Below are 23,714 nucleotides of genomic sequence, written 5' to 3' on the forward strand. Positions count from 1 at the left end.
CAGCCTTTTAGAAGTCAAAGATCTTGTTGTAGAAGGCGACGGCACCTTCGTAGGCATCGTTGGCGGCTTCTTCGTTGTACGCCAATGGAATGCCGAACTTTTCACCACGGCCGGTGGCGGCGGGGTTGGTGAAGCCGTGTTTGGCGCTGGGGTAGCTGATGACATCAAAGCGCACGCCGGCGGTCTGCATTTCCTGCACGAAGTTGGCGACCTGCTCTGCGGGGATCATATCGTCATCGCCGCCGGTGTAGACCTGGATCTGGGCTTTGACGTCACCGGGTTTGATCTTTACATCGGTTCCTAGATCGCCGTGGAAGCTGACCACGCCTTTCAGCGGCAGGCCCAGGCGGGCCATGGTGAGGGCGACGGCACCGCCGAAGCAGTAGCCCTGGGCGGCGATCTCGCCGGTTTCTACGGTTTCGTGGTTATTGATGAGGTCGAGGGCGGCCTGGAAGCGTTTGCGGGCGGCGCCTTCGGTTTCCAATGTTTTGTTCATGAGGGCGGCGGCGTCGGTGGGGTTGTCGGCGCCGACGCCGGTACCGAACATGTCGAGGGCGAAGGCGATGTAGCCTTCGGCGGCGAGGCGTTCGGCTTCTTCGCGGGTAAAGTCGTTGAGGCCCCACCATTCGTGGACGAGGAGGATGGCCGGGCGTTTGCCTTCAACGGTTTCGTCATAGGCCAGGTAGCCGGTGAAAGATTCGCCATCGACGGTGTATTCGATATTCTCGGTATGCACTGTGTCCTCCTTGGAGAAAGGGCTTTCTGATTGAGTGTGCACAGATTAGATGGGTCGGTTGGTCAAAGCAACGGCGGTGGGGCGGGTCTCTGTGTGGCGGTTGGGTATTTTTGTGGCGGCGAAGCACCGGGTGCGGGTTTTCAGGACCGCTACGAGTACGTCCATGTAAGCTGCGTCGGCAACGTCCCTGTTGCCGACGCTCCTGAAAACCCGCACCCGGCACTTCGCCTTCGCATCAAAGTTTTACCGTCCGATGAACGTTCGGGTAGTTGCAGGGTGGAAAAGCGCATCCACCAACTAGAACTGGGATATCAATCTAACTATTTGGCTGACGGTACTTCGGATCTTTCGGCGGGATGATATCCCCATCCTCATCCATCTCCGGAAACGGCAACCCGTGCTTCTCGCAGTATTTCACCAGTTTCGGATGCATCCACCGGAACAGGGTTTCCTTGATCGCCGGGTCGTCCTCGTCCAGCGTTTTATTGTCATACATCCCCGCCTGCTGCCGCTGGTACATGGCTTCCTGCAAAATGATCGCGGCGGCGACGCTGACGTTGTAGCTTTCTACCATGCCGATGATGGGGATGGTGATGTGGTCGTCGGCGTGTTCGGCGGCGTAGTCGCTGAGGCCGTGTTTTTCGGCGCCCATGACGAGGGCGAAGGGTCTGGTGTAGTCGGCTTGGCGGAAGTCGATGGCGCGGTCGGACCAGTGGGCGGCGTAGAGGTGCATGCCGCGGCTTTTGAGTTCGGTCATGCCGGTCTGGATGTCAGGGTAGACGGCGTTGCCGGTAAAGCGGCCGCTACCGCCGGCGGTATTGTGATACAGCAGGTGCCCGTAGCTGGGTTGTACCATGTGGATTTCGGGAATGCCGACGGCGTCGGCGGTGCGCAGCATGGCGGAGATGTTCTGGCCTTTGTGCACCTGGTCGGTGAGCAGGGTCATGTCGTGCTGGCGCTGGCGGAGCACCTGTTTGAATTTCTCGTAGCGGGCGCGGCTCATGGTACTTCTTTCGTAGTCTGGTTCTTTTCTGGCTGCGGATTATAGCATCGGAGGTTGGGGGACGCGCTTGGGTGGTGAGGTGACGACAAATCATCGGGTGTGGGGTTTCAGGACCGAGCTAGGCGCCCCCCAGTGAATCCATCCTTGGGCGCTGCGGCGCAAACATCCTGTTTGCGACGCTCCTGAAACCCCACACCCGATGCTTTGCCTTCGCATCTTGGTTCGTAGTGTTTTATGAGAATTTGGGGTGGATAGTGGTTACGGGCTAACAGCTGTGTAGTGTTCCACTTCGGGAAAAGGATCGTAGAAATGGTGGAGGAGGGCTTTCCACTCCTGGTACTCGGGAGATTTTCGGAAGCCTTCGGTGTGGTCTTCGAGTTTTCCCCAGTTGACCAGTAGAATGTAGCGGTTTTCTTTCTCCAGACATTTCTGAAGCTGGTGGCTGATATAGCCACTCATCGAAGAGATAATCTTCTGAGCTTTGGCGAAAGCTGCCTCAAACTCTTGAGTTAGACCGGGCTTTACATCCAAAACAGCAACTTCAAGTATCACAATCAGTTTTCCTACTGCTACTAAGTAGCCAATTCAAAGTACAGGACTCACGAGTGAAGGCAAAGTGCTGGGTGCAGGTTTTCAGGAGCGTCGGCGACAGGGACGTCGCCGCCGCAGCGTACAGGGATGTATACACAGCGGTCCTGAAAACCTGCACCCAGTGCTTTGCCGCCACTGAGCTTTCTTACTCGAGGCCGCGGACCCACCCCCGAGCCTCGAGACTATTTCAAGGGCGCAGAGAATGGCTCTACCGTAACCCAGTCTCCGGTCTCACAGTCTCCGCCCTCTCTGGGAAGAACAACAAAACAGTTCGCCTGGGCAAACCCGGAAAGAATATGACTTCCCTGAATCCCCCGGGTCTCCACAACCTGAATACCGTCAGCATCCCGATAGGTAAAGCCGCGCTGGAAATCGGTTCGCCCGGGTTTCTTGCAGATAGCGTTCAGCAACCGTGCCCGAGTCTGTAGCGGCGGCTGTCGATATTCGTCGGCGGTGCCGCGGAGTTTTTCCAAAGCGGGGATGACCAGTTGATACAGGGTGACAATAGCCGAGACCGGATTGCCCGGGAGGCCGAAGAACAGTGTTTCTCCCTCGGTTTTGGGTAACCTGCCAAAAGCGAAAGGCTTGCCCGGCTTGATCGCCAGCTTCCAGAAACCGATTTCCCCCAATTCCTGCAAAACAGTCTTGGTGAAATCTGCCTCACCTACGGAAACGCCACCACTGGTAATTACAAAATCCGCACTGTCGCGCGCCAGAATAAATGCCTCACGAATCTTGTCTGGCTGATCCGGCCAGCAATCGAGATCCAGAATTTCTATATCCAGTTGATTCAAAGCCGCCTTCAGCGCAATCCGGTTGCTGTCATAGATATCGCCGTCGCCCAGTTCGGAGGGCGGGGTACCGATGGGTTTCAGCTCGTCACCGATGGAGAGCAGGGCGGCCTTGAGCGGTCGTATCACGGTCACTTCTTCGACCCCGGCGGCGGCGAGCAGGGCGATGTGGGGGACTTTGATTTTGCTGCCGACTGGAACGAGGCTCTGGCCGGTATGTACGTCTTCGCCGCGGCGGCGGATATTCTCGCCGGGGCTGGCGGGGCGGCTCATGCTGAGCTGATTGCCATCTACGGTGCAGTTTTCCTGCATCTGTACCCGGTCGGTGCCTTTGGGAACTGCGGCGCCGGTGGTGATGCGGATGGCTTGGCCTGGCTCTATCGTGCCATAGAAGGGGTGGCCGGCGAGGCTTTTGCCGATCAGGGTGTAGCTGTCGTGGTCACCACCGAGGGCGTAGCCGTCCATGGCGGAGTTGTCACAGGGGGGGAGGTCGAGTGCGGCGAGTACCGGTTCGGCGAGGACTCGGCCGCAGGCCTGTTCCAGGGGAATGGTTTCGGATTGGGTGATGGGGTTGATGCTATCGATCAGCATCTGCTTGGCGGCTTCTACGGAACGCAGGCCGTTTTCTGCACAGGCGTCAGTCATCTCTCATGCCTTATTTCTATTCTGCTTGTTTGGGAAGATAGCTCCCCAAGGTGGGGCTTGCCAAGGGCTGATAGATCCACAGAGGTATGGGCTAAGGCGGCGATAGCGGGAACCACCTTGTGAGACCTTCAAAAACAGGGATGTTTTTGCAGAGCCCCCAGGGATGGGTGCACGGCGTGTCTCACAAGGTGGTTCCCGCTAGCGTCGCCGCCTCGGAGGGCGTGGAGGGGGCGTAGAGGGTTTTTGGTGCGTACTTGGACCATGGTGTGGCGGCAGAGCACCGGGTATGGGGTTTCAGGACCGAGCTAGGCGCCCCCCAGTAAACCCATCCCTGGGCGCTGCGGCGCAAACATCCTGTTTGCGACGCTCCTGAAAACCCGCACCCGGCACTCTGCCTTCGCATTTGGCTATCGTGGTTGTTTGCGAGCCACGAGTGTAGGGTGTTTGTATGTTGGAGGATTAGCCGACGGCTACGGCCAGATTCGTATTCAACAACGCAGAAATCTCCGGCTTGCAGGAACCGCAATTGGTGCCGCAACCCAACAGCTCTCCGAGTTCATCCACACTCGCCGCGCCATCGGCAATGGCCGCTTCAATTTCCTTGCGGGAAACCTGCAGGCAGGTACAGACCATCTGCGCACCGGCCGGAACGTTCTGCAGCAACTGTGCCGGGACTTCCGGCAGGGGCTTGTTCAGCGCGTCTTCCAGGGTTTTGCGGTCTGGCAATGATTGCCAGTCGGCGCTGGTGAATACCAGCAGCTCCATCTGCTCACTGTGCAACAGCCAGCGCTCGCCACTCGGCAACTGCAAACGCTGGCGATTGAGTTGCTGGCCGCTGAGATTGAACAGCTTGTCTGCAATCGCCTGCCAGTCCGGTTGTTGTTTCAACGCCAGCTCGAAGCGGTAGCCGCCCTCAACCGGTACCCGGTACCAGTGCAGGATTGTGTCTTCCAGCAACCGGTCTCCCGCCTGCAGCCGGCTGTGAAGCTCGGTGGCAGTACTGGTGCGCAACAGCAGGCAGGCGTAACTGTGTGCCTTGAGCGGCTCGATGTTGACCGCCATCTGCTTGAACTCGGGCTGGCCGGAAAACGGATCGGTAACCGGTACCGCCAGCGCGCTGACGGTGGCGTTGTGGGCGAGGCTGTCGCTCCAGTGGATGGGGGCAAACAGCTGGCCCGGTTTCTGGCTGGCGGTGACGCGGGCGCGGCCGAAGAACTGGCCTGTTTCGCTTTCCACCCGCACCAGTTGCGCATCTTCGATACCAAACTTCTGCGCCTCCTGCGGGTGTACGTGTACCTCGGGGGCTTCGCTGTGGTCGAGCAGTTTGCGGGCGCGGCCGGTGCGGGTCATGGTGTGCCACTGATCGCGCAGGCGGCCGCTGTTCATCACCAGGGGGTACTGGTTACCGGTGGCCTGCTTCGGGCACTGTGGGTCTACGGCGATAAAACGGGCGCGGCCGTTGGGGGTGAAGAAATCACCGTCGCTGAACAGGCGCGGGGTGCCGTCGGGGTTGTCGGCGTTGACCGGCCACTGCACCGGGGTGAAGTAGTGGTCGTATTCCTGTTCACTGATCTCTGCCAGCGCGGAAATGTCGAATGCGCGGCGGGTCTGTGCGCGGTTGTTTTCAAAGCCGGACAGGGCCGCGTGTTCGCGGAAAATTTCCACCGGGTGCTGATAGTCGAAGGCTTCACCGTAGCCCAGGCGATGGGCGACGTCACAGATGATGTCCCAATCGTGCCGGGCCTCGCCGGGTATTTCCAGAAAACCTTTCTGACGAGAAATGCGGCGCTCGGAATTGGTCACGGTACCGTTTTTTTCGCCCCATGTGGTGGCCGGCAACAACAGGTCCGCGCAGCGGGCGGTGTCGGTGTCGCCGACGCAATCGGAGACGATCACCGTGGGACATTTTCTCAGGGCAGCGGCGACCTTGCGTGCGTCCGGCATGCTGACCGCTGGATTGGTGGCCATGATCCACACCGCCTTCACCTTGCCGCTGTCGATGGCATCGAACAGATCCACCGCTTTCAGGCCCGGGCCTTTGGCCATATTGGATGCCTGCCAGAAACGGCCCACGCGGTTGATATTGTCGTCACTGAAATCCATGTGGGCGGCGAGCATATTCGCCAGTCCGCCCACCTCACGCCCGCCCATGGCATTGGGCTGGCCGGTGATGGAGAAGGGACCACAACCGGGCTTGCCGATGCGGCCGGTGGCCAGGTGGCAGTTGATGATGGAATTGTTTTTATCGGTACCGCTGCTGGACTGATTGACGCCCTGGGAATAGAAGCTGACAGCTTTTTCCGTGGAGCGGAACAGCTCGTAAAACGCCAGCAGCTGGTCCAACGCCACACTGCAGTATTCTGCCACCTTCTCCGGCGTCCACTCCGCTGCTGCGTACAGCGCGTCGGTGAAGTGCTCGGTGTGATTGTCGATAAATGTCTGATCCAGCGCACCGTATTCTGTTAAATAGTGCAGCAGACCATTGAACAGCGCGCCGTCGCTACCCGGCGTAATCGCCAGATGCAGATCCGCCATTTCACTGGTCGCACTAGCGCGCGGGTCCACCACCACCAGCCTGGCTTTCCCCGCCTGCATGCGCTGGAACAGGATCGGATGGGTCCAGGCCGCATTGGAACCGATCAACACCACCAGCTCCGCCTCGTCCAGATCCTCGTAATTACACGGCACCGCATCCGCACCCAGTGCGCGCTTGTACGCCGCTACCGCGGAAGACATACACAGGCGGGAATTGGTATCCACATTCGCCGTGCCGATAAAGCCCTTCATCAGCTTGTTGGCAACGTAATAGTCTTCCGTCAACAACTGCCCGGACAGATAAAACGCCACCGAATCCGGCCCGTATTCATCGATCGTGGCACGCAGCTTCGACGCCGCGTAGTCCAGCGCCGTGTCCCAATCGCAGTCACTACCGTGCAACTGCGGCTTCAACAGACGCCCGTGATTACCCAGGGTATCCGCCAGCGAAGAGCCCTTCACACAAAGCTTGCCGTGGTTGGCCGGATGCTGCTCATCGCCCTGAATGCGAATGACCGGGTCACCGTCGCCCGGCTGCAACGCCTGTGTCGCGGCAACCCCACAACCCACGCCACAATACGGACAGGTCGTACAGGACTTACGGGCACTGAACAGTTCTGTTAAAGCCATCTTTCACTGCTTATTGTTATCAAAACTTTTACTGATCGATCTTGATCAGCACATCATTACCGTCAAACGCCACCGGGAAAGTTGCCAGCCTGATGTCCTCTTCCTCCAGGCACTGACCATCGGTCAGACGATAATGCTGCTTGTACAGTGGCGAAGCGACGGTCAATACTTCATCGACCTCCGCCACAATACCGCGGCCGATCACACCGGCATTGGCAATCGGATCCCAGTTATCGATAGCGAATAACTGGGGCTCCTGATCGGGAATAAAAAATAGGGCAACCTGTTGATCGCCCACAAGAGCACACACTCCGGAATTGGCTACAAGATCTGATCGCTTGCAGACTTGCAGCCACTCGGCGCGGGTTATGGCAACTTCGCTCATTCTGGTTCTCCACATCTGTATGGAAAGAGTAGGGTGGTGAAATTCTTGATTTTGGTGTTCTTATTCAGCCTCAGTGGGGCTGGATTCCGTACCGGATCGAGTCCGGCTTGACGGCGCCGGAATGACGAAAATATTTACTTGAATACGGAGCCGAACACTTCGATGCAAAGGTGGAGCACCGGGTGTAAGGTTTCAGGAGCGTCGCAAACAGGATGTTTGCGCCGCAGCTTACATGGATGTATTCACAGCGGTCCTGAAACCTTACACCCGGTGCTCCACCGCCACTGCGTGTAAAAAAACCAGCGGCAGGGCAGAAAATACTAGGCCGGCTCGGCAATCTTGACGATCTCTTCCTCGGTAGCCGGGCGGCGCTGATCGCGCTCTTCCACGAAGACAATCTTTTCGTCCTTCTCATCGGTATTCACAAACTGGCGGAAGCGCTTCAGCATCTCCGGATCATTGATCGCCGTCTTCCACTCGCACTGGTAAGTACCGACCACATTGCCCATCTGACGCTCCAGCTCCTCGCAGATACCCAACTTATCCTCGATCACCACCTCACGCAGATAATCCAGGCCACCCTCCAGGTTCTCCAGCCACACCGACGTCCGCTGCAACTTATCCGCCGTGCGCACATAAAACATCAGAATACGATCGATATACTTAATCAGCGTCACATCATCCAGATCCGTCGCAAACAGATCAGCATGGCGCGGGCGCATACCACCGTTGCCACAGACAAACAGATTCCAACCATTCTCCGTTGCAATCACACCGATATCCTTACTCTGCGCCTCCGCACACTCACGGGTACAACCGGACACCGCCATCTTGATCTTGTGCGGCGAACGCAGCCCCTTGTAGCGGTTCTCAACCGTCAGCGCCATACCCACACTGTCCTGCACACCGAAGCGACACCAGGTAGAACCGACACAGGACTTCACCGTACGCAGAGACTTGCCGTAAGCATGGCCCGTCTCAAAGCCCGCATCGATCAGCTCGCGCCAGATCTCCGGCAACTCCTCCAACCGGGCACCGAACAGATCCACCCGCTGACCACCGGTAATCTTCGTGTACAGATCGTATTTCTTTGCCACCTGGCCCAGCACAATCAGCTTGTCCGGGGTAATTTCACCGCCCGGCACACGCGGTACCACAGAATAGGTACCGTTCTTCTGCATATTGGCCATAAACGTATCGTTGGTGTCCTGCAGACCAACGTGGGGTTTTTCCAGGATGTGATCGTTCCAAAGGGAAGCAAAAATGGAAGCCGCGGTAGGCTTGCAGATTTCACAGCCCCTACCGGAGCCGTGCTTCTTCAGTAACTCGTCGAAAGTCTTGATCTCTTCCACCTGTACCATGTGGAAAATTTCCTGACGGGTATAGGGGAAGTGGGGGCACAGGTCGTTATTGACCTCCATACCCAGCGCCGCCAGTTCCGTATCCACCACATTTTTCAGTAGCGCGGAACAACCGCCGCAACCGGTTGCCGCTTTGGTGCAATCTTTGACCTCGCCCACAGAGCAGCAACCGCCCTGTACCGCGCCGACGATATCGCCCTTGCTCACGTTGTGGCAGGAACAGATAGTGGCGGTATCCGGTAGTGCATCGGCACCGAGGGCGGGCGCGGCGCCATCCAGTGCCGGTAGAATCAACTGTTCCGGGTGCTCCGGCAGATCCATATCGTTCAGGTGATACTGCAGCAGGGTGTCGTAATCGGCGGCGTCGCCCACCAGCACCGCACCGCGCAGTTTCTTGCCTTCGCTGTCGGTGATCATGCGCTTGTACACGCCGGTCTGTTCATCCACGAAGGTAATTGCAGCGGATCCTTCGGCGCGGCCGTGGGCATCGCCGATGGAGCCCACATCCACACCCAGCAGCTTCAGCTTGGTACTCATGTCCGCGCCGTTGAACTCACCGGCTTCACCACACAGCAGAGATACCGCGGTGCGGGCCATGGTGTAGCCCGGAGCCACCAGGCCGTAGATGAAGTTGTTGAACAGGGCACATTCGCCGATGGCAAAAATATTCTTGTCCGACGTGCGGCAGTGATTGTCGATCACGATACCGCCGCGCTCGCCCAGCTCAATGCCGGCAGATTTTGCCAGTGAGTCTTCCGGACGGATACCGGCGGAGAAGACGATCAGATCGGTTTTCAGTTCTTTGTCGCCTTTGAACTGCATACGCAGACGGCCGCCATCAACCTCCTCAATCAATTCGGTAGCGGTGCTGGTGTGTACCGTCACACCCAGATCTTCAATTTTCTCCCGCAGCAGGTTGGAACCGCCTTCATCCAGCTGGACCGACATCAGGCCGGGGGCAAATTCCACCACATGGGCTTCCAGACCCAGTTGCTTCAGCGCGTTGGCCGCCTCAAGGCCCAGCAGACCGCCGCCAACAACCACGCCTATCTTGCCGTCTTTGGCCGCGGCCTGGATTTTGTCGAGATCTTCCAGGGTGCGGTAGACAAAGCACTTGTCGTGTTTGTGGCCGGGAATGGGCGGAACAAAGGGATAGGAGCCGGTAGCCAGCACCAGGTGATCGTAGGGTTCAGAAGCACCGCTGGCGGAAGTGACGACTTTGGCCTCGCGGTCGATGCTGACAGCCGCATCATTCAGGCGCAGGTCGTAACCCCATTCGCGGTACTGTTCAACCTTGCCCATGGCCAGGTCGTCCGCGGTACGGCCGCCGAAATATTCAGAGAGGTGTACCCGGTCGTACGCGGGGCGGGGTTCGGCGCAGAATACCAACACGTCGAACATTTCCCGCTCGGGGCGGTTCGCCAGTTGTTCCAGGAAGTGGTGACCCACCATGCCGTTGCCGATGACGACGATTTTTTGCTTAACCATAATCTCTGCCGTTGCTGTCTGAAGTTCACGGCAGGAAGGAAAGGGCGTGGGGCGGGTGTCAGCGCAGCACGGACGTTCCCTCTTCTCTGCCGAAGAGTTTCAGGCGCCGTTGCCTTGCTAAAAAATTTGGAATTGTGTTTAAGGTTATTCAATCTCTGTGCCAACTCCGGAAGGGCACCGGATAGTGGGGAATCCGCAGGGATTGTGAGAAAAAACGATGATTGCGCACCCAGCGATGCACCAAGTTGGTGTGCAGTTTGTTTTTTCGCCCCAGGATGGCACTTTCCTGTCTGAAAGTGCCAGGGGAGATGTCATCAGAGAAAGTGCAGCAGGTGAGACAGTAACAACAGCAGCGCAATCAGTTGCCAGAACAGTAATGGATTACGCTCCATCAGCGGCGCCTTGTTCCTGCTGATGAACTTCTTGTTGGGCGTGCCGAGATCGTGCACCATTTCCGAAAGCGCCGGGTAACGATACTGTGGGTCCGGAGCACAGGCCCGACGCAAGGCGCCGTCTACCCATTCCGGCAGGTCCTCGCGACGCTGACAGGCGCTGATATAACGCAGGCTGGCGTAATTCTTCAGCCGGTACTGACTGCTGCCGAAGCGCTCCTTATATGGGTATTCGCCGGTGAGCATCTCGTAGCAGATTATTCCCAGGGAAAATATATCCGAGCGATGGCTCGCGGCATCGGAGATGAAGTATTCCGGGGCACAGTAATTTTTGCTTCCCGGTGGCGCACTGTCCTGGTAGCGCAGCAACTCCTCAAGCCCTGCCGCGTGGGCACCCCCCAGGTCGATCAGTTTCAGGCGACCACTGTTATCCACCATGATATTTTCCGGCTTCAGGTCTCCGTGCACAATTTCCAGTCGCTGCAACCGGCGCAACGCACTCACCAGCTGCTGGACCATATTGCGCACCTGATCCAGTGCTGGCTCCGGATTCAGCTGCATCCACTGCCGCAGGTTCTGGCCTTCCACATACTCCATTACATGGTAGAGAAAGCGGCGATCCTTCTTCGGCGGGAAGATTTTCACCACTCCGGGGTGATCCAGCCGGCGCCCAGTCCACTCCTCGGCGATAAAGCGCTCGATGTAGGTCGGATCATCGACGAAATTTTCCGACGGCGCCTTCAGCGCCCGCAGCGCATCCGTTTCCATATCTCGCACCAGGTACAGGTAGCTGCGGCTGGAAGCATGGAGTTCCTGCAAAACCTCGAAGCCATCAATCCTGTTCCCGGCCTGTAGCGGTGGCGGAAAGGGCAGCTGACGGGTCGCCAGCATCAGATCATCCGTCTCCGGAGACTCGAGTGCATTCACCCGGCACAGCGCTACGCTCAGATTATCCTTACTGCCGTTTTCCAGTGCCGCAGTGATCAGTGGACGCGTGGACTCCAGGCTGTGCTCGGACAGAATCTGTGCGAACAGCGGCTGCGGCACAAAATCGTGAATCCCGTCCGTAGTCACACAAAACAGGTCCCCCGTCTCCAGTGGCTCCTGTCGGTAATCCACCTCGATATGCGCATCCATCCCCAGCGCCCGGCTCAGAAAAGTGCGCCCCGGCCCCAGCGTACGGCTGTGATCCCGCGTCAGACACTCCAGCCTGCCATCCCGCAGCCGGTAAATCCGCGAATCCCCGATATGAATCAGATGCGCCGTCGCCCCTTTTAGCACCACCGCAGAAAACGTCGTCAGCCAACCCCGCTGCACCTCATCCGCACCACCGCTCTGGCGATACAACCAACCGTTCAACGCGTGCAACACCCGCGCCGCCGCCTGATTCACCGACCACGAATCCGGCGTACTGTAATAGTCGGAAATAAACCCACTCACCGCCGCCCGCGCCGCCGCCCCGCCGGCCTCCGCACTGCCCACCCCATCGGCAATCGCCGCCAGCGAACCGCGATAACGCAACTCACTGCCGCTTGCCCGATAGACCGCCACCGCATCATCGTTATAGGCGCGCTGGCCGGACTCGGTGGCAGTGGCGAACTCCAGTTTTTCCATGGTCGTGGATTGTGTGTAGGGTTCAGGCAATGTCGTTTCGCAGATATCTTTCAAAATAGGTGGTTACTAGTATGAAGGTTGATGTGAAGCCGGGTGCTGGTAAGCCTTTGCAGGACCTTCAAAAACAGGATGTTTTTGCAGAGCCCCCATGGATGGGTTGAGGGGGGGCGCCTAGCTCGTGTCCTGCAAAGGCTTACCAGCACTCGGCGCCCGGAACGAGTTCCGGAGCGCGATAAAATCCAGAATCAGGCAACATCAATCAATGAAACACTGCCATCGGGCATGACTTCTGCCATCTGGCCTTCCGGTTCTTCCAGGAACAGCAGCGTTACAAAGCCCAGCACCGCCGTACTCGCAATCACCAGAAAGAACGTCTCATAAGAGACCATACTCAAAATCGTTAGATAAAACACCGCGCCCACATTCCCGTAGGCACCCGTCATCCCCGCAATCTGACCCGTCAGACGACGCTTGATCAACGGCACCACCGCAAACACCGCCCCCTCACCAGACTGCACAAAGAAAGAGCACGCCATCGCCGCAGCCACCGCCAGATACAACGGCCACTCGGCATCGATTGTACTCATCACAAAATACCCGATCGCCAGGCCCGCAGTCAGAATCAGCAGCGTACTCTTGCGCCCGAAGCGATCACTGATCAGACCGCCCGCCGGGCGCGACATCAGGTTCATGAACGCATACGCCGAAGCCAGCAAACCCGCCTGCACCGGATCCAGGGTAAACGTCTCCGAGAAAAACAACGGCAGCATGGAGATGACCGCAAGCTCGGAACCAAAAGTGGCAAAGTACAGAATATTCAGCACCGCCACCTGCTTGAACTTGTAACGGTGTATCGGCTCCGGCAGCTTCACGAAAACTTCTTTATTGATGTCGTAACACTTCTTCGCATCAAACACATAGAGCGCGGCGAGCGAGAGATAGATCGCAATGGCCAGCGGCATCGCCAGCATATCCACACCCGCCGGAGACAGCTTCCAGGTCAGCAGTGCCAGTGCCGCATACATCGGAATCTTCATGATCAGCAGCAGCACAAAATCCGAAGGGCTGGAAACCTCCATACCGCCAATTTTTTTCGGCTTGAAATAGGTGCCGCCTTTGGGGGTATCGGTCACGGACTTGTAGTAAATCACACTGTAAACCAGCGCCATGATCCCGGTAATACCGATGGCGTAGCGCCAGCCATCCTCACCGCCAAACAGCAGGGCTATTGTGGGCAGACTCATGGCGCCCGCGGCAGAACCGAAATTACCCCAGCCGCCGTAGATACCTTCCGCGGTACCCAGCTGTTTGGCCGGGAACCACTCGGATACCATGCGGATACCGATCACAAAGCCTGCACCGATAAAGCCCAGCAGGAAACGACCAATGGCCGCCTGAATAAAGTTCTCCGCCAGCGCAAAGATAAAGCAGGGAATACTGCTCACCGCCAATAGCAGTGAATAGGTTACACGCGGCCCGTACTTATCCGTCAGCATACCGATGATGACCCGTGCCGGAATAGTGAGCGCCACGTTCAGGATCAGCAGGGTTTTCACCTGATCCTTGGTCAGCGATAGGCTGTCGGCAATAGCCACCAGCAACGGTGCATGGTTGAACCAGGCAAAAAAAGTAATAAAGAAAGCGATCCAGGTCAGGTGCAGCACCCGGATTTTTCCCTTGAAGGAAAACAGATTTAAGGAGTCACTGGACATCGTTCTATCCCGTTAGTGTATGAACTTTCATGTCTCCTCCATATCTTCTGAACAATGGACCACACACCTGAGCCAGGCGAAGTCAATCAGGCCACATCAATCAGGGAAACACTGCCGTCTGGCATGACTTCAGCCATGTGCCCTTCGGGCTCTTCCAGCAGCAGGAGAATGACAAAACTGAATACCGCGGTACCGGCGATCACCAGGAAGAACGTCTGGTAAGAAACCAGCGACAGCACCGTCAGAAAAAACACTGCGCCCACATTGCCGTAGGCACCGGTCATGCCCGCCACCTGCCCGGTCAAACGACGTTTCACCAGTGGCACCACAGCGAATACCGCACCGGCACCGGCCTGAACAAAGAAAGAGCACGCCATGGCCGCCGCTACCGCCAGGTACAGCGGCCAGCTAGCGCCGATCTGGCTCATCAGCAGGTAACCACAGGCCAGGCCCGCCACCAGGATCATCAGTACCGGCTTGCGACCGTACTTGTCACTCAGCAGGCCACCGGTGGGGCGGGAAACCAGGTTCATGAAGGAGTAGGCGGAGGCGACCAGACCAGCCTTCACCGGATCGAGGGTAAAGGTCTCGAAGAAGAACAGCGGCAACATGGAGATTACCGCCAGTTCGGAGCCGAAGGTGGCGAAGTACAGCACGTTGAGAATCGCCACCTGCTTGAACTTGTAGCGGTGGATCGGCGCCGGCGGGCTGCTGAATACTTCGCGATTGATGCTCCAGGTTTTTTTCAGCTCCAGCAGATACAGCCCGGTCAACGCGGAGTAAATAGCCCAGGTCCAGAACTCGCTCAACAGGCCAACGCCGGCGGGGGAGAGCTTCCACGCCAGCAGCGCCAGGGCGCCGTACATGGGCAGTTTCATCAGCAGCAGTAAAAAGAAATCCCCGGCACTGGTCACTTCCATCGCGCCGATCTTTTTCGGCTTGAAATAGGTAGCCCCCTTGGGGGTATCGGTCACGCTGTTGTAGTAGATCACGCTGTAAATCAGTGCGATCACGCCGGTGACGCCAATGGCGTAGCGCCAGCCGTCTTCTCCGCCAAACAGCAGCGCAATGGCGGGCAGGCAGATGGCGCCGACGGCGGAGCCGAAGTTGCCCCAGCCACCGTATACGCCCTCCGCAGTGCCCAAGTGGCGCGCGGGAAACCATTCGGAAACCATGCGGATGCCGATCACAAAGCCGGCGCCGATAAAGCCCATCAGGAAGCGCGCGATCGCCGCCTGAACAAAGTTGTCGGCCAGCGCAAACACGAAGCAGGGGAGGCTGCCCACCGCGAGCAGCACAGAAAATGTCAGGCGCGGACCGTATTTGTCGGTCAGCATGCCGATGATCATGCGCGCGGGAATGGTCAGCGCCACATTCAGGATTAACAGGGTCTTCACCTGATCCGGTGTCAGGGAGAGACTCTCGGCGATCGCCATCATCAGTGGGGCGTGACTGAACCAGGTAAAAAAGCACAGGAAAAATGCCAGCCACGTCAGGTGCAGTACTTTTACGTTGCCGCGGAAAGACAACAGGTTGAGCGATTCGGTGTGATTCCCACCGGTGTTTGATCGAGTGGACATGCTTCTCTCACCATCGGTCTACATCAATTGAGCGTTTTGCGGGCATAAAAAAAGTCCACGGGTACAGCGGTGCTGTAGCCGGTGGACTTCATTGCCCGTGGTGAAGCGTTGCCTGACGGCTATCCGTCTTGCTTCACTTATTGTTGTGTTTGAGGTGCCGTCTGAATCTGGAACGGAGCGGATCAGCGGCGACCTTCATTGCAAGATATTCAATATCTGTGCCATTGCTGTGCGACTCGCTCTGTGCGGTGCGCGGCGGCGGCTTGTGGTAGGGCAGGGAGAATACGTGGGGCGCAAGCATAAAGTGCCACGCCCCGTTTTGGGGTTATGACTGCACTTTTGCTGGGCGCCCTGCCATCAAACGGTGCGCGTGTTATGTGAGTTCAGGTTGCGTAGGAAATCCAGCGTCTGCTGATACAGGTCAGCGCGGAATACTTGTGCTTCCTCTTCATTTATGGAGGCAATTTCGTTGCATAGTGAAAGCAATTCTCGCGCTTTCTTTTCCGTTGGGCGGCCATGATCGCTCTGGAAATTGGAAAACAGGTGCCAGCCTGGGTTGGTGGTGGGAGGGGAGCCGGGACGGATGCTGAGCCTGTCATCCAATGAAGGGGTCAGCGTCTCCCGGGGCAGGTTCAGGTAATTTTCACGGCCCAGCAAGCCCACGGCATCCCGGCGTTGGGCGCCATCATTGAGCCAGCTGCAGGCTTCCAGCAGCGCCGCGCGCAGTGCCAGGTGGGTGGCCGGATTCTGTTCGTGCCAGCTGGCGGTGACCGCGAGTACTTTCTCTGGCATCGCGGGCATCAGGCGGTTACAGGGGGTAGCGATCACACCGATACCTTTCTGTACCGCAAGGGTGTTCCAGGGCTCGCCGACGCAATAGCCATCGATATCACCTCGGCGCAGGTGATCCACCATCTGCTCCGGCGGCAGTACCAGCAGCTGGACGTCGGTATCGGGGCTGATGCCGGCACTGGCAAGCCAGTGGCGCAACTGCAGGGTGTGGCTGGCAAAGGGATACACGCTGGCGAATTTCAGTGACGGTTTGCCTTTTCGATGCTCGATATGTGTTTTCAGTGCGGTGCCCAGTAGATCGCCATTGGTGGAGCCTCTGGGGACGTTCAGCTGTTGTACCAGTTTTTCCGACAGGGTAATGGCGTTGCCGTTGCAGCTCAGGATCAGTCCGGTCAGCAGGGCCTCCTCACAGTGCGGCAGAGTCTGCTTCACGGTCAGCGGCATCGGTGCCAGCATGGCCGCGGCGTCGGCGGCGCCACCGATCAATTTATCGCGCAGGGTGGCCCAGGATGTTTCCCGCTGCAGTTCCACATTGAGTCCGTATCGCTTGAAGTAGCCCAGTTCGCGGGCCACGATCAAGGGCGCGCTGTCGGTCAGGCGGAGATAGAGCAGCTTCAGGTTACGCTTTTCTGCTTGCAGGCTTGTCACGATCGAATACTCACTGTTGTTCTGTTCTGCCACTGCGTCTTCCGGTGAGCGGGGCGCGGGCTTCAATGGTCTGTTCCGCGATTTCAGCGCACCGGTGACTGCAGATGCTCCACCACCTGCTCTGCCACCTGCTGCATGGTGGAATTACTGTTCATTGCCAGGGTGCGCAGGGTCTGGTGGGCGGACTGTTCGGAGATGTTCTTGCGGGCCATCAACAGCCCTTTGGCACGCTCGATGATCTTGCGCTCGTCCAGCTGCTTCTGGGTACGCGCCAGAGACAGGCGCAGTTGCTGGTAGCTGCGGAACTGGGCCATGGCGATTTCGATGGCCGGTGCAACCCGGTCCGGAGACATACCCTCAGACATATACGCGCTGACACCGGCTTCCACCGCGCTGGTGATGAACTCGGCTCCACCGCGGGCGGAAAACATGGCAACGGGCGTGGGGTTGTGTTGATTGATGACCGAGAGACTTTCGAGAATGTCGCGATCCGGGGACTCGATATCGATCAGGACGATATCCGGGCGGTACTTCTCCACCTGGAACAACAGGCCCTCGGCACTGGTGAGCTGTGCCAGCAGATCGTACCCGGCAGCAGTCAGCTGCTCGGCCACCATGGTGGCGCGTTCGGGTTGGTCGTCTACCAGCAGAATACTGATTGTTGTCGTCATCGCATTTAAAACTTCAAGTCGAACTGCAGCCGGAACCGATATTGAATGTATCAGCGTCGCACACTGGTGTACCCGACCCGCAGATCAATATTTTTATAGCGCAGTGGAGGCGACCAGATCCAGCCTGTTGCCGTAATCCCGGGTATCACGCTCGCTGCGGAGCTTATGCAGTATTGCTGCAATCTTGATGCCAGACGCCGCAATCTAGTAGTCCATACGGAAAACCCCGTAACCGATCACTTCGTCACAGGCTACAGGGCGACGCTGAAAAAGCTTGAATTAACGCTGCTAGTCCTGCGTTTTTTCAACGCCACTCTGGAGCCTGTGACTGTGTGCTTTAGTTACCAAATTTTCCGCATGGACCACTAGCCCTGAAGCCCGGTGCTGATTCCATACCTTGGCACTGGCAGAGTTTTGCACGCAGACGGTGCGAGTCGCGACGGCAATGCGCCCTTTTAGTGCCTGGAGTGGATGGCGCTGTTGGGGAATTCGGCGCCGAGCGTGTGGAACTTCGGCGGACTAGGAGCTATTAGTTTTGTGGGCAGCTCTATGGGCTCGGTGTGGAAAACAGGCGGATGATCGGGTGTCGGCGGCTATAAGCGCAGTCTCAATCCCCATCACTGCTGTTCAGGGCGCGATTGCGGCTAAAAAAGGATCAATAAAAAAGGATCATTATGGAAGGATTCCACCCCGATCGGCGCAACTTCATCAAACTCTGCACCGTTGCAGGTATCACATTATTTGCGGCCCCCGCGCTGTGGCAGCTAGGCAACGCCCGGCAGGTTAAGGCCATCGGTGAGTCTCTGAACTGGCGAGGCGCTGGCCAGGACCCCGCATTCCGTACCGATGGTATCGCCAAGGTAACCGGTCAGAAAATATTTGGCCGGGACTTTCGCGCCAGAGACATGCCGGGGTGGCAGCAGCAACAACACTATGCCCTGATACTGCGTTGTGACCGGGTTGAACGGCGCTTCAATGGTGTCGACTGGAGTCAGATTCCCACAGACGCCCAGCCGTATACAACGATCACCGCGCAGACGCTGGCGGATAAAAAAGTGAAACTGCCGCCTTTCTATGGCGAAGCGATGCTATTGCCCGAGGGGAGTTCACCACACTACTACGGCCATGCAGTGGCCATACTGCTGTTCGACGACTTCGAAAAATACGCCACCGCAAAACAGGCCCTGCAATTTAATCCTCGCGTGATTCGCTACGGTGAGCAAACTCCGCCGTTCGAGAGAGATCCCTATGCCAGCTGGCGGATCATTCGCGTTGAAGGCCCACAGGGGCCCACGGGGGAGGACCTCTACTCTCCACTGCAGGATGGTCTCTTCTTCCCCAGCTATCGCGATCGCAAAGCGGAGTGGCCGACCACCGCGGATCAATCCGGCAGCGTCAGTGAGCGCGGTATCTTCTATGCGCAGGAGATTCGCAATCAGATCCGGAGTGAAGCCGCTTCCGGTAATTGGCACCTGGTGCGCGGTGAATACCATACCCAGATCGTCGATCCGATGATGATGGAGCCGGAGGCGGCTAACGTCTGGCTCGACCGTGCGCAGCAAACGTTACATGTAGTCATCACCAGCCAGTCGCCACAGGACTTCCAGGAACTGGCTGCACAGTTGATTGCGGAAAGCACTTTTTCTGGTGAGATAAAAAATATCGTGGTGCATTCCTCTGTCGTCGGCGGCGGTTTTGGTGCCAAGGACCACTCTATTTTCCCCTACTACGGGCTGGTTGCCGGGCTGTTCGGTACCGCGCCGGTGCGCTTGCCCAATAACCGGTTTGAGCAGTTTCAGGCCGGTCTGAAGCGGCATCCTTTCCATATGCGCAATACACTGGCAATCGACAAGAAGAGCGGAAAATTTCAGGCATTGATTGCAGAAATGCAGGTGGACGGTGGCGGCCGGCAAAACTTCAGTCCCTCAGTGTCGATGGTGGGTGCCAGTGCGATCCAGAGTATCTACTATCTGCCGCGCAATGATATTTCTTCGGTCGCCAATCAATCCATGAATGTGGACTCCGGGTCCATGCGAGGCTATGGCACGCTGCAGACGATGTCGGCAATGGAAATGATGGTGAACCAGGCAGCCGAAGAGCTGGGCATTGATCCGATAGAACTGCGACTGCGCAATGCGTTCCAGACCGGTTGGCGCAATACCCAGGGAGCGATACCTCAGGTGAGTGTGCGCTACCGCGAATTACTGGAGCGCGCCAGGGAACACCCCATCTGGCGGGAGCGGGCGGAGCGCAAGAAAGCCTTCGAACGAGATAATCCCGGGCAGCTGTTCGGTACCGGTTATGCCATCGCCACCAAGGATTACGGCACCGGGGCGGCGGCGCCGAGCACCGCGATCCAGTTTGATGCCAAGGGGCGGCTGGTCATGGCGATTGAGTTTATGGAGATGGGCACCGGTGTCGGCACCTCCCAGTCCATGCTGCTCGAGGAAATACTCGGGCGGGCCGCAGACCACTGCGAGCTGGGGGAGGTGGATGCCTGGCACGCCCTGCAGCAGTTCCAGACTGAAAGCCCCTATACCATGAGTCAGCAACACCAGGATCAGATGTCCCGTGATCCCCTGTGGACACCGGTGACGGCCATGGCGAGTTCCGCGTCCATGTCCTCGTATTTCCAGAGCCACGCGACCCAGCGGGCGGCGGAAATACTGTTCCAGCACAGTTTGTTGCCCGTTGCCCGCCGCCTGTGGAAGAGGCCAGAGCTTGACCGGCAGCAGGTGCAGTGGCGTGAGGGCAGTTTGCATTGCGCGGATCTGCCGCCATTGACGCTGGCACAACTTGCTGCAGAGGCCCACCGCAATGGGGATATCACCGGCGTGATGGTGCATGGCTTCAATCGCTGGGAGTGGGCCGAGGCGGATTTTGACGTGAATGGAGAGCAGGCCACCTGGCGTATTGATGGCTTGGCACTGCGCCGCGGCGGCAGTGCCGAGAAAGTGCGCGCCGACGAATACCAGGTTCAGAAGCGCACCGGGGTGCGCTATCCCGGCACCGCGTTGAATAATGCGATGGTTACCTACTATGCGCCCACCGCTGCACTGGTAGAGGTGGCCGTAAACCCGGGCACGGGTGAAGTCAAAATTCACGGACTGCAGAACTATATGGATTGTGGCCGCCCCATCGTGCGCCAGTTGGTGGAGGGGCAGATTGAAGGCGGGGTGGCGATGGGGATCGGCCATGCCTTGTACGAAGTTCTGCCGCCCCTAGGCGAGGGAGGGGGTAATGGCACCTGGAATCTTAATCGCTATCAGGTGCCCCTGGCGAAACATGTGCCGGTGTGGCGGCAGCAGCACGAAATTCTACCACCGGAATCCGAACAGGACCCGCACAAAGGGATCGCCGAAGTCGTGATGATTCCGATTGTCCCCGCCCTGGCGGAAGCGATTTACCAGGCTACCGGCAAACGCTTTACCGACACACCGATCACGCCGGAAAAACTACGCCGCGCGCTCAATCCGCAGATACTGTGAGGAGGTGAAACAGATGGCGAAGATTCCGGTTTCGATGATAGTGAATGGCGACAAGGTTGGCCCGATCGAGGTGGATGAATACACCTCCATGCTGGATTTCCTGCAGGAGTACCTGAACCTGACCGGCACCAAACTCGGCTGCGGTATCGGCGTCTGTCGCGCGTGTACAATCGTGGTCGAAGGTGACGATGGCTCGCTGGCACCGGTGCGCGCCTGTACCAATAACGTGGGGCGTTTCAATGGTGCAACGGTGACAACGGTCGAAGGGCAGGCTGAAACGGATAGCGAGGGCGAAATCCTGTCGCTGTCGCCGATCCAACAGGCATTCCTGCGCAATTTTTCTTTCCAGTGCGGCTGGTGTACCTCGGGTTTCGTCAACGCGGCCACGGCGCTACTCGACCGTCTCAAACGTGAGCCGGTGGCGGCGAACGAGGTGGAAGATGTTATCGATAAAGCGTTGGGTGAGCATATCTGCCGCTGTACCGGATATGTGCGCTACTTCCGTGCGGTGAGGGAGGTTATTGAATCCACCCCCGGGTTGCTGAAGGAGAAGGAATAAATGAACAGACTCCTTGCTCTTCTCCTCACTCTATTGGTGGGACATGGCGCAATCGCGCAGTCCGCGGTGGAAAAAGGTCGTTACCTGGCTGCCGCTGGAGACTGCGTTGCCTGTCACACGGCGACCAATGGCCGCCCGCTGATTGGTGGAAGGCCCTTTCACACCCCGTTTGGAACCCTGTACTCCACCAATATCACGCCGGATAAAAAAACCGGTATCGGCAACTATACGCTCAAGGATTTTACGGCCGCCATGCGGCGGGGAAAAGGCGTTCACGGAAACCTCTATCCGGCGATGCCGTATACGTCCTATTACCTGATTACGGACGAAGATATCGCGGCGCTGTATGCCTACTTTATGCAGCTACCGCCGGTAGAGTATGTGGCGCCGAAAAACGATCTGTATTTCCCCGCGAATCTTCGGTTTGGTCTGAACCTCTGGAACTGGATGTTCTTTGATGCATCGCCACTGGCACAGGGGGAAAACAAAAGTCCCGAATGGCAGCGGGGCAATTACCTCGTCAATGCGTTAGGTCATTGTGGCGAATGTCATACGCCGCGCAATTTCGCCTTTGCGATGAAAAAGGATGAGACGTTCTCTGGCAATGTACTCGAAGGATGGGACGCGGTCGATATCCGGCCCGCGGCGCTGCGCCGCCAGGGTTGGGACAGGGAGCATCTGCAGCAACTGTTCACCACTGGCGCCAGTGAGCACGGCACTGCCTTTGGCGAAATGTACAGCGTGGTGAAGCACAGCCTCAGGCACCTTTCTGAAGATGACATCAATGCAATCATTACCTACCTGCTTGATGACAGCCAGGCGGTATCCGTTGACAGGGGCGATCCCCAGGTTGCGGCAGAGCGATACACACAGGGGCGTGCAGACTTTGTCGCCTACTGCGCCGCCTGTCATGGCCGGGAGGGCAGCGGGATAACCCTTCCCTTTGCTCCTCCCCTGGATCGCAACGCGGCAATTCGCAGCGGCAATGCACACAATACGATCGCCGTCATACTGCGTGGCCTGCCGGCCCAGCGTATGAGCCGTACAAACGCGCGCGCGGGTATGCCGGGATTCCACCGTGAGCTGAACGACGAGCGGGTGGCCGGGCTGGTGAATTTTATGCGCACCGCCTGGGGGGGCGCCGAACAAGAAGTGTCGTTGGAGGATGTGGCGGAAATCCGCCACCAGTTGCAGGAGCACGGCTATCTGGATGTGGCAGAATGAAAAGTGTCGGTCGGCTGCGCAACCCTGCCGCTTTCAACCTGCTTCTGTTCCCGCTAACGTCGATAGTGATGTCTGCCCAGGCGGCGGAGTGGTCAACGACCGAAGCGCAGCTACAGTACGGCAGCCTGGATAATCCCTATAACGGGGAGACGGCCGATACCACGATTCTTACCCTGCAGCATGCGAGCGGCTGGAAATATGGCGACAATTTTTTCTTTGTCGATTTCATCAATGATGGCCTGCGTGATGGCTTCAATGACACGGACGTTTACGCCGAGTGGTATCCAAACTTCAGTCTGGGAAAGATTACCGGGTGTGATCTGAGCTTTGGACCGGTCGAGGATTTTGGTGTGCTGGCCGGGTTCAATTTCTCCTCGGACGCCAATGTGGAAAAGTTCCTACCGGGGGTACGTGTCGCCTGGGCCATTCCCGGAGATGGATTCCTGAATACCGATATCACCGGATACCAGGATATTGGTTACGGCGATGGTGCGCCGAAAGAAAGCGACAGCTACATGATCGACTTTAATGGTGCTTTCCCATTCAGTATCGGTGATCAGGACTTCAGTATTGAGGGGCACATTGAATACATCCACAATCGCACCAGTGAGTTCGGCACCGTGAAAGGCTGGATATTTGCGCAACCGCAGTTTCGCTGGGATCTTGGCAAGGCGCTGTTCAAAAGCCCGAAGCAGTTGTTCATCGGTATTGAGTACCAGTACTGGCGCAACAAACTGGGCACCGATGTGGATGAGAGTGCAGTGCAGGCGTTAGTCGTATGGCGTTTCTAGCGGTCCATGCGCTATAGCACCGGAATTGGAACAACCGGATCAGATAAAAAAGCGACAACCGCAAGATGAACATACCAC

At 57.7% G+C, this 23,714-nt stretch carries 16 protein-coding genes; 4 read left to right on the top strand and 12 right to left on the bottom strand.

Translation table 11 applies throughout. The annotated features are described in order from the left end of the window. Window positions 1–7: 7 nt before the first annotated feature. From LPW13_RS01210 to LPW13_RS01265, 12 genes are all read right to left on the bottom strand, one after another. Window positions 8–736: a dienelactone hydrolase family protein gene (locus LPW13_RS01210; RefSeq protein ID WP_230437632.1), complete on the bottom strand. Its 729-nt coding sequence runs from the start codon at window positions 734–736 to the stop codon at window positions 8–10. Window positions 737–1,052: 316 nt separating this feature from the next. After that, window positions 1,053–1,739 (bottom strand): tRNA (guanosine(18)-2'-O)-methyltransferase TrmH, encoded by a 687-nt coding sequence (gene trmH, locus LPW13_RS01215; RefSeq protein ID WP_230437633.1) that lies wholly within the window; start codon window positions 1,737–1,739, stop codon window positions 1,053–1,055. 258 nt (window positions 1,740–1,997) lie between these two features. After that, window positions 1,998–2,291, bottom strand: a complete 294-nt coding sequence (locus LPW13_RS01220; RefSeq protein WP_230437634.1) for an antibiotic biosynthesis monooxygenase family protein — start codon at window positions 2,289–2,291, stop codon at window positions 1,998–2,000. A 221-nt stretch (window positions 2,292–2,512) separates the two neighbouring features. After that, window positions 2,513–3,766 (bottom strand): molybdopterin molybdotransferase MoeA, encoded by a 1,254-nt coding sequence (gene moeA / locus LPW13_RS01225; protein WP_230437635.1) that lies wholly within the window; start codon window positions 3,764–3,766, stop codon window positions 2,513–2,515. 459 nt (window positions 3,767–4,225) lie between these two features. Continuing rightward, window positions 4,226–6,931: a nitrate reductase gene (locus LPW13_RS01230; protein ID WP_230437636.1), complete on the bottom strand. Its 2,706-nt coding sequence runs from the start codon at window positions 6,929–6,931 to the stop codon at window positions 4,226–4,228. 28 nt (window positions 6,932–6,959) lie between these two features. Then, window positions 6,960–7,316 (bottom strand): nitrite reductase small subunit NirD, encoded by a 357-nt coding sequence (gene nirD / locus LPW13_RS01235; protein WP_230437637.1) that lies wholly within the window; start codon window positions 7,314–7,316, stop codon window positions 6,960–6,962. Window positions 7,317–7,636: 320 nt separating this feature from the next. Continuing rightward, entirely contained in the window at window positions 7,637–10,165 is a 2,529-nt protein-coding gene (gene nirB, locus LPW13_RS01240; protein ID WP_230437638.1) for a nitrite reductase large subunit NirB, read from the bottom strand. Window positions 10,166–10,479: 314 nt separating this feature from the next. Then, on the bottom strand, window positions 10,480–12,201 hold the full coding sequence (locus LPW13_RS01245) for a bifunctional protein-serine/threonine kinase/phosphatase (protein ID WP_230437639.1): 1,722 nt from the start codon (window positions 12,199–12,201) through the stop codon (window positions 10,480–10,482). A 215-nt stretch (window positions 12,202–12,416) separates the two neighbouring features. Continuing rightward, window positions 12,417–13,883 carry a NarK family nitrate/nitrite MFS transporter gene (locus tag LPW13_RS01250; protein ID WP_230437640.1) on the bottom strand — a complete coding sequence of 489 codons (1,467 nt, stop codon included), beginning with the start codon at window positions 13,881–13,883 and terminating at the stop codon, window positions 12,417–12,419. Between the two features lie 86 nt (window positions 13,884–13,969). Next, window positions 13,970–15,463 (bottom strand): NarK family nitrate/nitrite MFS transporter, encoded by a 1,494-nt coding sequence (locus LPW13_RS01255; protein ID WP_230437641.1) that lies wholly within the window; start codon window positions 15,461–15,463, stop codon window positions 13,970–13,972. Window positions 15,464–15,820: 357 nt separating this feature from the next. Further along, entirely contained in the window at window positions 15,821–16,969 is a 1,149-nt protein-coding gene (locus tag LPW13_RS01260; protein WP_230437642.1) for a CmpA/NrtA family ABC transporter substrate-binding protein, read from the bottom strand. A gap of 17 nt (window positions 16,970–16,986) precedes the next feature. Further along, window positions 16,987–17,574: an ANTAR domain-containing response regulator gene (locus tag LPW13_RS01265; protein ID WP_230437643.1), complete on the bottom strand. Its 588-nt coding sequence runs from the start codon at window positions 17,572–17,574 to the stop codon at window positions 16,987–16,989. A 674-nt stretch (window positions 17,575–18,248) separates the two neighbouring features. Here LPW13_RS01265 and LPW13_RS01270 point away from each other — a divergent pair. Genes LPW13_RS01270 through LPW13_RS01285 form a run of 4 tightly spaced genes read left to right on the top strand, consistent with a single transcriptional unit; the run spans window position 18,249 to window position 23,636 of the window. Then, window positions 18,249–21,062, top strand: a complete 2,814-nt coding sequence (locus LPW13_RS01270; protein WP_230437644.1) for a xanthine dehydrogenase family protein molybdopterin-binding subunit — start codon at window positions 18,249–18,251, stop codon at window positions 21,060–21,062. A gap of 13 nt (window positions 21,063–21,075) precedes the next feature. Then, window positions 21,076–21,621 carry a (2Fe-2S)-binding protein gene (locus LPW13_RS01275; RefSeq protein WP_230437645.1) on the top strand — a complete coding sequence of 182 codons (546 nt, stop codon included), beginning with the start codon at window positions 21,076–21,078 and terminating at the stop codon, window positions 21,619–21,621. Beyond that, a complete protein-coding gene (locus LPW13_RS01280; RefSeq protein WP_230437646.1) occupies window positions 21,622–22,845 on the top strand; it encodes a cytochrome c in 1,224 nt (407 codons plus the stop codon). Beyond that, window positions 22,842–23,636 carry an outer membrane protein OmpK gene (locus LPW13_RS01285; RefSeq protein ID WP_230437647.1) on the top strand — a complete coding sequence of 265 codons (795 nt, stop codon included), beginning with the start codon at window positions 22,842–22,844 and terminating at the stop codon, window positions 23,634–23,636. Before LPW13_RS01280 ends, LPW13_RS01285 begins: the two co-directional genes overlap by 4 nt. The last annotated feature ends 78 nt before the right edge of the window (window positions 23,637–23,714 follow it).

The sequence above is a fragment of the Microbulbifer celer genome (assembly GCF_020991125.1).
In the GTDB taxonomy this organism is placed as follows: domain Bacteria; phylum Pseudomonadota; class Gammaproteobacteria; order Pseudomonadales; family Cellvibrionaceae; genus Microbulbifer; species Microbulbifer celer.

What these genes read in the sequence shown, in the direction of transcription:
- nirD (WP_230437637.1), bottom strand. Translation starts at nt 7,316, where the DNA reads ATGAGCGAAGTTGCCATAACCCGCGCCGAGTGGCTGCAAGTCTGCAAG.
- LPW13_RS01265 (WP_230437643.1), bottom strand. Translation starts at nt 17,574, where the DNA reads ATGACGACAACAATCAGTATTCTGCTGGTAGACGACCAACCCGAACGC.
- moeA (WP_230437635.1), bottom strand. Translation starts at nt 3,766, where the DNA reads ATGACTGACGCCTGTGCAGAAAACGGCCTGCGTTCCGTAGAAGCCGCC.
- LPW13_RS01250 (WP_230437640.1), bottom strand. Translation starts at nt 13,883, where the DNA reads ATGTCCAGTGACTCCTTAAATCTGTTTTCCTTCAAGGGAAAAATCCGG.
- LPW13_RS01230 (WP_230437636.1), bottom strand. Translation starts at nt 6,931, where the DNA reads ATGGCTTTAACAGAACTGTTCAGTGCCCGTAAGTCCTGTACGACCTGT.
- trmH (WP_230437633.1), bottom strand. Translation starts at nt 1,739, where the DNA reads ATGAGCCGCGCCCGCTACGAGAAATTCAAACAGGTGCTCCGCCAGCGC.
- LPW13_RS01275 (WP_230437645.1), top strand. Translation starts at nt 21,076, where the DNA reads ATGGCGAAGATTCCGGTTTCGATGATAGTGAATGGCGACAAGGTTGGC.
- LPW13_RS01280 (WP_230437646.1), top strand. Translation starts at nt 21,622, where the DNA reads ATGAACAGACTCCTTGCTCTTCTCCTCACTCTATTGGTGGGACATGGC.
- LPW13_RS01270 (WP_230437644.1), top strand. Translation starts at nt 18,249, where the DNA reads ATGGAAGGATTCCACCCCGATCGGCGCAACTTCATCAAACTCTGCACC.
- LPW13_RS01255 (WP_230437641.1), bottom strand. Translation starts at nt 15,463, where the DNA reads ATGTCCACTCGATCAAACACCGGTGGGAATCACACCGAATCGCTCAAC.
- nirB (WP_230437638.1), bottom strand. Translation starts at nt 10,165, where the DNA reads ATGGTTAAGCAAAAAATCGTCGTCATCGGCAACGGCATGGTGGGTCAC.
- LPW13_RS01285 (WP_230437647.1), top strand. Translation starts at nt 22,842, where the DNA reads ATGAAAAGTGTCGGTCGGCTGCGCAACCCTGCCGCTTTCAACCTGCTT.